Below are 12050 nucleotides of genomic sequence, written 5' to 3'. Positions count from 1 at the left end.
GCGTCAATCCGGACGTCAACTTCCGGATGGCGGCTCCGGGTCACGGCGCTCGCCCGGCTGACCGCCCGGCGCGTGCGGCGGCTGACCACCCGGCGCGGACGGCGGCTGACCGCCGGGCGTCGACGGCGGGGTGCCGGGAGCCGGCGGGTACGACGGGTACGCCGGGTCGCCGGACTGGCCCGGGTACGCCGGGTAGGCGCCACCCGGCACCGGCGGCTCCCAGCCGGCCTTGGGCTTGCGGAAGAACTCGTTCGCCTTCGGCAGCGCCAGCAGGATCAGCGCGGCCAGCAGGGCGAGCAGCGCGATCAGACCCAGCAGCAGGTTGACCGGGGTGTACCAGGACGGCAGCGCGTCGTCCAGCCGGCGCTGGATCTCCTCGGCGCTGGGCATGTCACCGCTGGTGGTGCCGCTGCCCGTCATGCCGCCGGTGAGACCGGTCAGCAGCCCGCCGCCGGTGCAGCAGAACAGGATGCCGCCCAGCACCCAGGTGGTGATCCGGGAGCCGTTCTTGCCCCGGTTGTTCAGCAGCGCGAGGACGACGAGCCCGGCCGCGATCAGCAGCGACACGACCGCCGTGATGAGGCTGAACGCGTACGCGATGTCGGCGGCCCCCTCGGCCGAGGTGCCGGCGTACGCGTCGGTGAGAACGTCTCGGATCTTGCCGACGACGGCCAGTGCCACGATCAGGTTCACCACCTGGATCGCGGCGACGAGGATGAGCAGCCAACTGGAGAGCGTCACCACGCCGGGACGCGTGCGGGGCGGGGTGCCCGGAGCATCGACCATGATTCTCCCTTCCTGGATCAGATGCCCACCGTAGCGATCTTCCACCAGCTCAGCACGCCGGAATGGCTCACCTCTCGGCGGCGCGCCGCAACCGGCGGTGCTCGGCGGTGACCACGCCGAGCAGCGCGAGGTCGAGCGCGACGGCGGAGACCGCCCCGAACTGGTTGACGGTGAAGTTGAATACCTGCCCGAACAGCAGGTCGACGAGCAGCGCCAGCTTGAACAGGCGGAACGCCTCGGCCCGGTTGCGCCGCAGCAGCCAGGCGGCCCAGAGACCGAGCACGGCGGTGACGAGCGCGGTGGCGCTGACGCCGAGCACCGCGCCCCACTCCCGCTCCTGGTCCAGGTGCCCGGTCACGCCGTCGAGGAACACCGCCACCACCGTCAGCACCGGCTCGACGACCAGGTAGACCACCACCGGCCAGACCAGCCAGCGGCGTCCGGCCGCCCAGACGGCGAGGCGCCGGGCCCGGTCCGCCGCCCGCTGCCAGAGCGGCACCGGCGGCGGTTCCCGGTGTGGGACAGCGTCCAGCAGGTGCGCCACCGCCGCCTCGGTGTCCGGTCCGGTGCCCTGCACGAGCCGCAGTACGGCGATCCGGCGCCTGTCGGTCAGCCCGCCCGGCAGGCCGCTGAGCACCATGTCCAGCGCGTTCGCGGTGCGCTCGGCGGGGGTCAGGCGGGACCGGCCGGTGCGTCCGCGTACGGCCTGGGTGAGCAGGACCAGCAGCGCGAACGCGACGTAGATGATGGCGGCGGCGGGGGCGTAGAAGTAGTCGGTGCCGGTGGTGACGAACTTGCCCACCTCGTCGATGAACAGCCCGAACCCGATGCCGCCGACGATCGCCCCGCCGGTGCGGGCGCCGCCGCCGAGGAAGACGAGCGGGATGCCCAGGCCGACGGCGAGCAGCAGGCCGCCCCAGAGCACGTGCGCGATGTGCAGCCCGCCGCCGCCGAGCTGCGGATAGTCGGTGGCCTTCAGGTACGCGCGGACGGCGAGCACGGTCACCACGCCGGAGAGCACGAACGCCTGGAGGTAGGACGCCGCCTCGACCGCCCGGGTCGGCAGCCGGCGGACCAGCCAGCCGATCCCCGGTCGGTGGCGCGGCGATTCGGGTGGCATGTCCCGAAACCTAGTAGCCGCGCCACTCCTCGCGGGCGTAGTCGAGCACCCTGGGCCGCAACAGCGTGGAGGCCGGCACGTCCAGCCGAGCCCGGTCGGCGGGGAACGTGGCGGCGGCGGCGAGCACGTCGGGCGTGAGGAAACGCAGCGGCGGCGGATCGGCCGGCAGCGCCAGCTCCGGCGCGACGTCGCCCGGCGCGGCGAGCACGAACCCCCAGTCGCCGAAGCTCGGCACGTCGACGTGGTACGGCACGGTGGCGAAGCCCGCCTCGCGGATCGACCGCTCGATCGACCAGTACGACCGGGGCGCGAAGTAGGGCGACCCGGACTGCACGACGAGCCGCCCGCCGGGAGCCAGCACCGGCCGGATCAGCGTGTAGAACTCGATCGTGTAGAGCTTCGCGGTGGCCGTCTCGTCCGGGTCGGGCAGGTCGGCGATCACCACGTCGAAGCGGTCCGTGGCGGTACGCAGCCAGGCGAACGCGTCCAGGTTGAGCACCCGTACCCGGGGGTCGGTGAGCGACTCCCGGTTCAGCTCGCGCAGCTGCGGCTCGCGGCGGGCCAGCTCCACCACGGCCGGGTCGAGGTCGACGAGCGTCACCGACCGCACGTCCGGGTACTTGAGGATCTCCCGCGCGGCCAGCCCGTCCCCGGCCCCGAGCACCAGCACGTCGCCGTGTGCCCCGCGCATCGCCGGGTGCACGAGCGCCTCGTGGTAGCGGTACTCGTCGATCGAGCTGAACTGGAGGTCGCCGTTGAGGAACAGCCGCAGGTCGGTGGCGGAGTGGCCGGGCTCGCGCACCGAGCGGGTCAGCACGATCTCCTGGTAGCGGCTGCGCTCGGCGTGCACCACCGGGTCGCGGTAGAGCTGCTGGCGGGTGGTCACCTCGAAGTCGTGGGCGGTCACCCACGCGTACCCGAGGAGCAGACCGACCACGACGGTGGCGGCGCCCAGCGCGGCCCGCGCCCGACGGCTGAGGTCGGCCCGGAACACGGTGAAGACGAGCACCACCCCGGCGACCGCGTTCACCGCGCCCACCACGAGCGCGCCCTTGAGCTGGCCGAAGACCGGGATCAGCAGGAACGGGAAGGCCAGCCCGCCGAGCAGCGCGCCCACGTAGTCGGCGGCGAACAGGTCGGCCACCGCGCTGCCCGCGGACTGCTCCCGGATGCGTTGCAGCATCACCATGAGCAGCGGGATCTCCGCGCCGATCAGCAGGCCGAGCACGAACGCGGTGCCGACGAGCGCCGGTCCGTACAGGTCGAGCCAGGCGAACGCGGCGTAGAGGCCGAGCACGGACAGGCCGCCGAGCAACGCCAGCGTCAGCTCGATCACCGCGAACGAGACCACCGCCCGGGACTGCAACGGCTTCGCCACCAGCGCGCCGACGCCCATCGCGAAGACCATCACGCCGAGCACGATCGACGCCTGGCCGACCGTGTCGCCGATCAGGTAGCTGCCGAGCGCCACAAGCGCCAGCTCGTACACCAGGCCGCAGGCCGCGCAGACGAAGACCGCGAGCAGGACCGCCGCGCGGGCCAGGCGCCACCGCGGCCGTGCGGCCACGTCGACGGTCACTGTCTGCTCCGGGTACGTCCGGCGGCTCCCGCCCCGGCGCGCTGCGCGGGCACCCGTGCCCGGTGGTTGCGGCGCTGTCGCACGCCCACGGCGAGGAACAGCGCGGCGAGCAGGAACAGGCCGACCGAGCTGAGCACGTAGATCCAGCGGTCCCGCCAGAAGTCGTTGCCGGCGTCCGGCAGCGGAGCGGCGGCTGTCGACGGCGCGGCGGTGGGCGTCGCGGCCGGCTCGGCGAGCCCGCGCTCGGCGGCGAGCAGCGGCAGGATCGTGGCGGCCCGGGTGACGGCCCAGCCCGGGTCGTCGACGAACGCCTCCTCGTCCAGCCCGAACCGGCCCAGCCGGGTCTCGATCGCGGCGAGGTCGGCGAACTCGATGTCGTCCGAGCCCTTGATCCGGATCGTGGCGGAGTCCTCCGACTCGCTGCTGGACGAGGTGTACCTGACGTTCGCGGAGACCGCGAGCCAGCGCGCGCAGCCGGGCGCGTCGATGACTGTGGTGCCGTCGCCGAGGTTGGAGCCGACGCTCACGTCGTCGTACACGTCGAGCAGTTCCCAGCCGTAGCAGATGCCCTGGCTGTCGGCGGCGGCGCGGAGGATCGGCACGGTGCCGGACCGCTCGTCGGCGATCGGTGCGGGGACGGAGGTGTCCGAGTCGCCGCTGAACGCGCCGATGGCGCAGACGACGACCACGATCCCCACGACCACGGACCAGATCACCGTCTGCGTGCGCTTGTCCTTCCCCACCGAGTGCTTGGCGGGCCTGCCGCTCATCAGATGATCGCGGCCGCGATGATCGCACCGGTGGCGAGGTGCACGGTGGCGGAGACCCACACCGCCGGGTGCGGCTGCGGGTCGACGAGCAGCTCACCGAGCTTGCCCGGGGTGGCCACGTCGAGCAGCACGAACGCCGCCGCCATGATCACCAGGCCGAGGATGCCGTACGCGGCGGCGCCGATCAGCCCCAGCGTGAAGTCGTCGTCGCTGGCGACGATCGCGGCGACCACGATCGTGCCCACCCCGAGCAGGTTCGACGAGAGCAGCAGCGCCGCGTTGCGGTTGCGCTCGGCCCAGATCAGCTCGTGGAGCTTGCCGGGGGTGGCCAGATCGACCAGCACGTAGCCGATCGCCATCAGGACGACGCCGACCGCGCCGTACGCGAGGGTGACCAGCAGGTCGGTGACGAGATGCTGCACAGAGGACTCCAGGATGAGGGGATCGACAGGGCTACTTGCCGGAGCCGGGGCCGCCGCCCCGGACCGTGCTGCCTCGGCCCCAGCCCCAGCTGTTGCCGACGACGCTGTGGTACCGCGGGTAGGCGGTGGTCATCCTCTCCAGCAGGATCACCGAGCCGACGGCGAGCGGGAGGATCACCACCGAGTCGTCGTCGTAGCGCAGGTAGACCCCGCTGCCGTCGACGTACTGGTCGGCCGGCCGCCAGGCGTCGGTGATCTGCTTGGACACCTCGCTCGGCGCCTTGTTCGAGGTGTACGCGATCGCGTTCGAGCCGATGTCCCGCCCGGAGGCGCGGGAGAAGTTGTCCTCCACGTAGCCCCGGGGCGAGAAGTTGCCGTAGAAGATCGCGAAGGCGGCGATGAGCGCGCCGATGACGGCGACCGCCACGCCCACCACGAACCACCGTCGGTACGTCACAGCTCCTCCACCACGGTCTCGGTCAGAACCAGCTCGTTCGTCTGCGGGTAGACGTGCCAGGTACGCCAGGCGAGCGCGCCGTCCGGCGGCCGGGGCCGGACGGAGAGCGCGGTGACCGCGTCCTCGTCGCCGGGGAAGACCCCGATCAGCGCGTACGGATCCTCGGCCAGCTCGGCGCGCAGCGCCGCGACCCGGGTACGCAGGCCGTCGCCGTCCGGCCGCAGCACGGTCGCCATGAACCGGTAACCGGCCGTCTCGTCGTGCAGCGCCTCCGGCAGGTGCGGCGGGCGTCCGGGCAGGCAGGCGACCGTCTCGGTGAGCCCACCGAGCACCACCTGGTGCGAGGCGCCGAGCAGGCGCAACCGCAGCCGGGGCAGGCCGGGCAGGTCGATGTCGCGTACGGCGAGCGCCGGCAGCTCCGGGCCACCGAGGGCCAGGCTCAGATCGGCGGCGCTGGTGTCGACGTAGGGCGTGTGCAGGGAGACGAGCACGTCAGCGCACCGTCTCCGGTCCACCCTGCGGGTAGATCATCACCTCGGCGCGGCGCAGCTCCTCACCGAGGTTGACCTCCCAGCCGGCCTCCCCGTACGCCTCGAACGACAGCCGTGCGCCGCCAGGCGCCTGGTAGTCGTAGTAGCGCATGGTGCCGTGCGGGTCGAGGCCGGTGCCCTCGGTCGCGGTGTACCGGGCCTGGCCCGACTCGTCCCAGTTGTAGCGGCGGCCGGCCATCTCCAGCGTCGGGGCACCAGGCGTGACGGTGGCCCCCGGCTCGCTGGTCCAGAGCACCAGTTCCAGGTCCGGGTCGGATTCGACGGAGAGCCAGCGCTTCACCCCACCCGCGTCGTCGAGCAGGTGCTCCGCCCAGCTCCACCCGCCCTCGACCAGGTGCACCGAGCCGCGCACGGTGTACGGCACCGAGCGGATCTCGACGATGTCACCGGGCTTGAGGGCGCGCGGGTCGCCACGCAGCGCGTCCGCGTCCCGGTCCCGGAACGGGTCACCCGGTGCCGCCTTCGTCTTCGGGCCGGACGCCGACCGGGACCTCCGCAGCGCGATCACGGCGATCACCACACCGGCCACCCCGACGAGGCACCCCAGCGTGGTCACCACGTACGCCAACGAACCGTTCACTACCGCCTCCCCCAACCCGCTCGGCGGGAACGGTAACAACCGCACGCACGCCTTCTGAAGTCCTGTTCGCTGAGTGTGCGGTCAGTTACCGCTCGCCGCCAGCGAGCCGGTCGGCGGCGTACTCGCGCAGCGTGGCGCGGCCCATGAGGCAGCCGGAGAACGTGGTGAACTCGCCGTCGTCGCCGCGCAGCCGGGTCCACGCCGCCCGCCCGGCGGCCGGGTCGACCGCCTCCAGCAGCGTCGCCGCGTACGCCCGCCCGGCCGGTGAACCCTTGCGGAGCAGCTTGTCGACCCGCTTGCGGGCCGCCTCCGGGTGCTCCCGCAGCCCCTGCTCCAGCCGCCGGTACGCCTCGGTCGCGGGCAGCACCTGACCCGCCAGTCCCACCCCGCCGAAGGCGAGGGTGTCCGCGCCGTCGAGTTCGCGCGCCGCCTCGTCCAGTTCCCGCTCCCACGCACTCATGCCCCACTATGTGCCCAGCCCACCACCCCCTCCAACCACAAGGAAGGGCCCCCTGTTAACGCCTCCGGTAGAGGAAGGGCCCCTTGTTAACCACAGGGTCGGGTCAGCCGGGTCGCGTCGCGCAACGGACGCCAGGCGAACACGGCGATCGCCGCCATAGCCCCCGCCGCAGCCCAGAACGGTGTGGTGATCTGCCAGGTCCCGGCCAGCAGACCGCCGAGGAGCGCACCGATCGCGGCTCCGCCGAGATCGAGCAGCGCATACACGCTGCCAACCCGCCCACGCAGGTGGGACGGCACGATTCGCTGCCGGACCGACGCGGCGGTGATGCCCCAGACCATGGCGTGGACGCTGAAGACGATCAGGACAGCGGCGGCGATCCAGGGCGCCGTCGTGACGGCCAGGGTCACGTGTGTGACGACCTCGACGACCAGGCCGCCACGCAGCACCGTGCCGGCGCCGAAAGCCCGGGTGAGTGCGCCGGCAACCGTCGTGCCGAACAGGCCCCCGACAGCGAACGAGGTCAGCAGGAACCCGTACCCGACGTCGGACAGGCCCAGTCGCTGCCGGCAGTAGAGCACGAACACCGCGAATGCGGCACCGAACGCTACGTTGCCCAGGCCCATGCTCACGGCGAGCGTCCGCAGCAGGCGGTGCCGCCACAGCCAGCGCACACCCTGGCGTATCTCGCCGCGCAGCGAGCCGCGCGGACGGGCCTCGTCCGGCACGGGCGCCCGTCGGATGCCGGCGATCAGGGCCGCCGCAGCCGCGAAGGTCAGCGCGTCGAGCCCGAACGGCACAGCGGCGGAGACGACGAACAGCCACGCGCCCAGCGGCTTGGCGACGAACTGGTTGCCGATGGTGAACGTCGCGTACAGCCGGGCGTTGGCGGCGGGCAGCCTCTCGGATGCGACCACCGCCGGGAGCAGAGCGCCCATCGCGGTGTCCACGAGGGTTTCACCGACGCCGAGCAGGAACAGCACCACGTAGATGACCGCCACGGTGACCGTGCCGGTGGCGACGGTGAGCGTCAGCCCGGCCAGCGCCGCGGCGCGGAGCAGATTGACGACGACGACCAGCAGACGTCTGTCGAGCCGGTCCACGTAAGCGCCGCTGACCAGCGCGAACAGCAGCCAAGGCAGTTGTTGGGCGAAGACGGCGCCGGCGATCAGGGCCGGATCGTCGCTGACGGCGGCCACCAGCAGCGGGCCGGCGGCCATGGTGACACCGTCACCGATGTTGGAGACCGCCGAAGCGGTCCACAGTCTGGTGAAGTCCGCGCCGAGACGCGCGGGTGGAAGGGCACGCAAGAAGAGCTCCTCGAGCCAGGAGGGAAACGGTCATGAGGGACCGCTTCGCGGCGAGGAGCACCGCCGCCGGGATCCGGCGGCGAAGCGTCAGCGAGCGGTGTGCTCTCGCGGCGAAGCGGGGACCGCCGGCAGGCTGAGGCGCATCTGCGGCTCCTTAACTGTCGATTGACGTTCCGGGCAGGATATTCGGCTGTCGCCCGCTGCGCCGCCCGTCCCACCGGACGGCGAAGGCCCGGCCTTGAGGGGCCGGGCCTTCGCGGGTGGGACGGGTCAGGCGGCGGTGACCGCCAGGGACTCCTTGGTGTCGGACAGGTCGACGCGGACCGTGTCCCCGTCGCGGATGTCACCGGCCAGCAGCGCCTTGGCGAGCTGGTCGCCGATCGCCGACTGCACCAGCCGGCGCAGCGGGCGGGCGCCGTAGATCGGGTCGTACCCGTGCTCGGCCAGCCACGTGCGGGCGGCGTCGGTGATCTCCAGGCCCAGCCGGCGGTCCGCGAGACGGGTACGCATCCGGTTGAGCTGGATGTCCACGATCGAGCGCAGGTCCTCGCCCTGGAGTGCGGCGAACACCACGATGTCGTCGAGCCGGTTGAGGAACTCCGGCTTGAAGTGCGACCGGACCACCGCGAGCACGCCCTCCCGGCGCTCGTTCTCGCTGAGCGTCAGGTCGCTGATCACCGACGAACCCAGGTTCGAGGTGAGGATCAGGATCGCGTTGCGGAAGTCCACGGTACGGCCCTGACCGTCGGTGAGCCGGCCGTCGTCGAGCACCTGGAGCAGCACGTCGAAGACGTCCGGGTGGGCCTTCTCCACCTCGTCCAGCAGGATCACCGAGTACGGGCGGCGGCGTACCGCCTCGGTGAGCTGGCCGCCCTCCTCGTAGCCGATGTATCCGGGCGGGGCACCGACCAGGCGGGCCACCGAGTGCTTCTCGCCGTACTCGCTCATGTCGATGCGGACCATAGCCCGCTCGTCGTCGAAGAGGAACTCGGCGAGCGCCTTGGCGAGCTCGGTCTTGCCGACGCCGGTCGGGCCGAGGAACAGGAAGCTGCCGGTCGGGCGGTCCGGGTCGGCGACGCCGGCCCGGGCGCGGCGTACCGCGTCGGAGACCGCGCCCACCGCCTCGGCCTGGCCGACCACGCGGGCCCGCAGCGACTCCTCCATCCGGAGCAGCTTGGCGGTCTCGCCTTCGAGCAGCCGGCCGGCGGGGATGCCGGTCCAGGAGGCGACCACGGCGGCGATGTCGTCCGCGCCGACCTCCTCCTTGAGCATCGCGCCGTCGGCCTGGAGCCGGGCCAGTTCCTCCTCGGCCTGCTTCAGCTCGGCCCGCAGCGCGGGGATCCGGCCGTACCGCAGCTCGGCGGCGCGTTCCAGCTCGCCGTCGCGCTCGGCCCGCTCGGCCTCGCCGCCGAGGCGCTCCAGCTCCTCCTTGGCGGTGGAGAGCTTGGTGATGTGGCTCTTCTCGGTCTGCCAGCGTTCGGAGAGCGCGGTGAGCTGCTCGCGCTTGTCGGCCAGCTCCTTGCGCAGCCGCTCCAGGCGCTCGGCGGACGCGGCGTCCGGCTCCTTGGCCAGCGCCATCTCCTCGATCTCCAGGCGGCGCACCGCCCGCTCGATCTCGTCCACCTCGACCGGACGCGAGTCGATCTCCATGCGCAGCCGGGACGCCGACTCGTCCACCAGGTCGATCGCCTTGTCCGGCAGGAAGCGGTCGGTGATGTACCGGTCGGAGAGCGCGGCGGCGGCGACCAGGGCGGCGTCGGTGATGCGTACGCCGTGGTGCACCTCGTAGCGCTCCTTGAGCCCGCGCAGGATGCCGATGGTGTCCTCGATGGTCGGCTCGCCGACCAGCACCGGCTGGAAGCGGCGCTCCAGCGCCGGGTCCTTCTCGATGTGCTCGCGGTACTCGTCGAGCGTGGTCGCGCCGACCATCCGCAGCTCACCGCGCGCCAGCATCGGCTTGAGCATGTTGCCGGCGTCCATCGAGCCCTCGCCCTTGCCGGCGCCGACCACGGTGTGCAGCTCGTCGAGGAACGTGATGACCTGGCCGTCGGAGTTCTTGATCTCCTCCAGCACGGACTTCAGCCGCTCCTCGAACTGACCGCGGTAGGACGCGCCGGCGACCATCGCGCCGAGGTCGAGCGAGACCAGCTTCTTGTCCCGCAGCGACTCCGGCACGTCGCCGGCCACGATCCGCTGGGCCAGGCCCTCCACGATCGCGGTCTTGCCGACGCCCGGCTCGCCGATCAGCACCGGGTTGTTCTTGGTACGCCGGGACAGCACCTGGATCACCCGGCGGATCTCCGAGTCCCGGCCGATCACCGGGTCGATCTTGCCGTCGCGGGCGCTGGCGGTGAGGTCCACGCCGTACTTGGCCAGGGCCTGGTAGGTCTGCTCCGGGTCGGCGGTGGTGACCCGGCGGTCCCCGCCCCGGACGGTCGGGAACGCGGCGACCAGGTTCTCCTCGGTGGCGCCGGAGTTCTTCAGCGCGACCGAGACGGCGCCGCCGACCCGGGCGAGCCCGGCCAGCAGGTGCTCGGTGGAGGTGTACTCGTCGCCCAGCGGCCGCGCGATCTGCTCGGCGGCGCCGATGGCGTTGACGAACTCGCGGGCCAGCGTCGGCTCGGCGATGCTCGACCCGCGCGCGGCGGGCAGCGCGTCGACCGAGCGCTGGGCGACGCGGCGCAGCTCGGCGGGGTCGGCCCCGACGGCGCGCAGCAGGCCCGCGGCGGTCGAGCCCTCGGTGTCCAGCAGTGACAGCAGCAGGTGCCAGGGCTCCACGGTGGCGTGACCGCGCTGGTTCGCCAGCGCGACGGCACCGGTGATGGCCTCGCGGCTCTTGGTGGTGAGACGTTCCGTGTTCATGGGCTCCCCCGGATCGGCGTGTCCACTGGACATGACACAACCAGAGTTGAGTCTATTCCGCTCAACTCCACGCCTGTGACCTGGGTCACCAGTCGCCGGGCCGGCCAGAGAGATCTTGGTACGAAACAGCCCCTCCGAGGGCCCTTTCGTACCAAGATCTCAGCGACGTGGCAGGCGCGCGAGGCACGGGGTCTCGTGGTCGGCGCGCAGCACGCAACGCCGGCCGCCGTCCAGCTTGCGGTCGCAGAACACCCAATGGCGTACGGCCTGGTCGTCCTCGGCCGAGACGGTGATGCCACCCAGCTCCACCACCGCGAGGAACGCCAACGACCGTCCGGCCGTGCGACCGAGCATCTTCGCCCGAGCCAGATCGGCCGCACGCACCGGCAGATGGATCACGTAACGCCCGGTCACGGCCGCCCGGCCAGGTCGCGCATCGACGGGGCCTGCCGGGACTGCCACTCACGCAGGGCGCTCTTGATCCGGGCCGTCTCCTCACGACTCCGGGCGACTTCGGCGTACGCGGCGGCGAGGTCCCCGGCGACGCGATCGAGGAACGCGGCGACCTCGGCGGGGTCCAGCCCTCGGCGGCGCGTCGCGAAGCAGCGGCCCCGCACCTGCCAGGGCCGGAGCGGAAGGTACGACGCGGAGCGGTAGGCACCGACCGGCGCGGAGTTGGGCGGGGTGAGGCTCCGCCGCTTCGGACGTATTCGCAGGAGATTGCGCACGACGCTGTCCCTTCTCGCGGAGGACGGGGTCGGGACGAGCCACGGGGGATGCCCGCCCCGACCCGGGAAAGCTCCAGGTGCCATCCGGGAGCGTTCGTCAGCAACCTACAATCGGTACCAGTTGTAGGTCAACGATCGACCCACAATTGCTTGAGGTTGGAGGTGGGTGCATGGTCGAATGGGCGTGCCATCCGGGGAGTGTGTATGCCCAAGCAGCAGTACCAAGTGCTCGCAGACGAACTGAAGAGCAAGATCGATTCGGGAGAGTGGCCGCCCGGCACCAAGCTGCCGAGCCGCGCCCAACTGTGCAAGGAGTACGGCGTCTCCGACACCGTCGTCGGCAAGGCGATGATGATTCTGCGCGCGACCGGCCTCACCGAGACGCTCGAAGGTGTCGGCGTGTTCGTGGCCGAACGGACATAGAC

Annotated in this window: 14 protein-coding genes; 1 reads left to right on the top strand and 13 read right to left on the bottom strand. The window is 72.0% G+C overall.

Annotated elements, in window-relative coordinates; all coding sequences use genetic code 11:
- Positions 1 to 15: 15 nt before the first annotated feature.
- The 13 genes from ACQP26_RS00785 to ACQP26_RS00725 form a co-directional block, all read right to left on the bottom strand.
- Positions 16 to 786 carry a hypothetical protein gene (locus ACQP26_RS00785; protein WP_269703132.1) on the bottom strand — a complete coding sequence of 257 codons (771 nt, stop codon included), beginning with the start codon at positions 784 to 786 and terminating at the stop codon, positions 16 to 18.
- Positions 787 to 853: 67 nt separating this feature from the next.
- The gene (locus ACQP26_RS00780; protein WP_269706949.1) at positions 854 to 1852 is read right to left on the bottom strand and encodes a hypothetical protein; all 999 of its coding nucleotides are present in this window, start codon (positions 1850 to 1852) and stop codon (positions 854 to 856) included.
- A gap of 64 nt (positions 1853 to 1916) precedes the next feature.
- The gene (locus ACQP26_RS00775) at positions 1917 to 3485 is read right to left on the bottom strand and encodes a polyamine aminopropyltransferase (RefSeq protein ID WP_269703133.1); all 1569 of its coding nucleotides are present in this window, start codon (positions 3483 to 3485) and stop codon (positions 1917 to 1919) included.
- Complete coding sequence (locus ACQP26_RS00770; RefSeq protein WP_269703134.1) at positions 3482 to 4255, bottom strand: hypothetical protein; 774 nt, start codon at positions 4253 to 4255, stop codon at positions 3482 to 3484. The genes ACQP26_RS00775 and ACQP26_RS00770 overlap by 4 nt, the downstream gene beginning before the upstream one ends.
- Positions 4255 to 4677, bottom strand: coding sequence for a DUF350 domain-containing protein (locus ACQP26_RS00765; RefSeq protein WP_269703136.1), 423 nt, complete (start codon positions 4675 to 4677; stop codon positions 4255 to 4257). The genes ACQP26_RS00770 and ACQP26_RS00765 overlap by 1 nt, the downstream gene beginning before the upstream one ends.
- A gap of 31 nt (positions 4678 to 4708) precedes the next feature.
- Positions 4709 to 5134 (bottom strand): DUF4247 domain-containing protein, encoded by a 426-nt coding sequence (locus tag ACQP26_RS00760; RefSeq protein WP_281579377.1) that lies wholly within the window; start codon positions 5132 to 5134, stop codon positions 4709 to 4711.
- Entirely contained in the window at positions 5131 to 5625 is a 495-nt protein-coding gene (locus ACQP26_RS00755; protein ID WP_433494668.1) for a DUF2617 family protein, read from the bottom strand. The genes ACQP26_RS00760 and ACQP26_RS00755 overlap by 4 nt, the downstream gene beginning before the upstream one ends.
- A gap of 1 nt (position 5626) precedes the next feature.
- Positions 5627 to 6265 carry a DUF4178 domain-containing protein gene (locus ACQP26_RS00750; protein ID WP_433494667.1) on the bottom strand — a complete coding sequence of 213 codons (639 nt, stop codon included), beginning with the start codon at positions 6263 to 6265 and terminating at the stop codon, positions 5627 to 5629.
- Positions 6266 to 6350: 85 nt separating this feature from the next.
- Positions 6351 to 6725 carry a hypothetical protein gene (locus ACQP26_RS00745; RefSeq protein WP_281579380.1) on the bottom strand — a complete coding sequence of 125 codons (375 nt, stop codon included), beginning with the start codon at positions 6723 to 6725 and terminating at the stop codon, positions 6351 to 6353.
- A gap of 86 nt (positions 6726 to 6811) precedes the next feature.
- Entirely contained in the window at positions 6812 to 8035 is a 1224-nt protein-coding gene (locus ACQP26_RS00740) for an MFS transporter (RefSeq protein WP_433494666.1), read from the bottom strand.
- A 270-nt stretch (positions 8036 to 8305) separates the two neighbouring features.
- Complete coding sequence (clpB, locus tag ACQP26_RS00735; protein ID WP_433494665.1) at positions 8306 to 10897, bottom strand: ATP-dependent chaperone ClpB; 2592 nt, start codon at positions 10895 to 10897, stop codon at positions 8306 to 8308.
- A gap of 159 nt (positions 10898 to 11056) precedes the next feature.
- Positions 11057 to 11311: a hypothetical protein gene (locus ACQP26_RS00730; RefSeq protein ID WP_120572377.1), complete on the bottom strand. Its 255-nt coding sequence runs from the start codon at positions 11309 to 11311 to the stop codon at positions 11057 to 11059.
- On the bottom strand, positions 11308 to 11625 hold the full coding sequence (locus ACQP26_RS00725) for a DivIVA domain-containing protein (protein ID WP_433494664.1): 318 nt from the start codon (positions 11623 to 11625) through the stop codon (positions 11308 to 11310). The genes ACQP26_RS00730 and ACQP26_RS00725 overlap by 4 nt, the downstream gene beginning before the upstream one ends.
- 204 nt (positions 11626 to 11829) lie before the next feature.
- On the opposite strand from ACQP26_RS00725, the gene ACQP26_RS00720 reads away from it, so the two are divergent.
- Positions 11830 to 12048: a winged helix-turn-helix domain-containing protein gene (locus tag ACQP26_RS00720; RefSeq protein WP_013283372.1), complete on the top strand. Its 219-nt coding sequence runs from the start codon at positions 11830 to 11832 to the stop codon at positions 12046 to 12048.
- Positions 12049 to 12050 lie beyond the last annotated feature (2 nt).

Origin of the sequence: Micromonospora sp. CA-248089 (assembly GCF_050948515.1) — a bacterium.
In the GTDB taxonomy this organism is placed as follows: Bacteria; Actinomycetota; Actinomycetes; order Mycobacteriales; family Micromonosporaceae; genus Micromonospora.
This window is presented reverse-complemented; position numbering and strand designations above follow the sequence as displayed.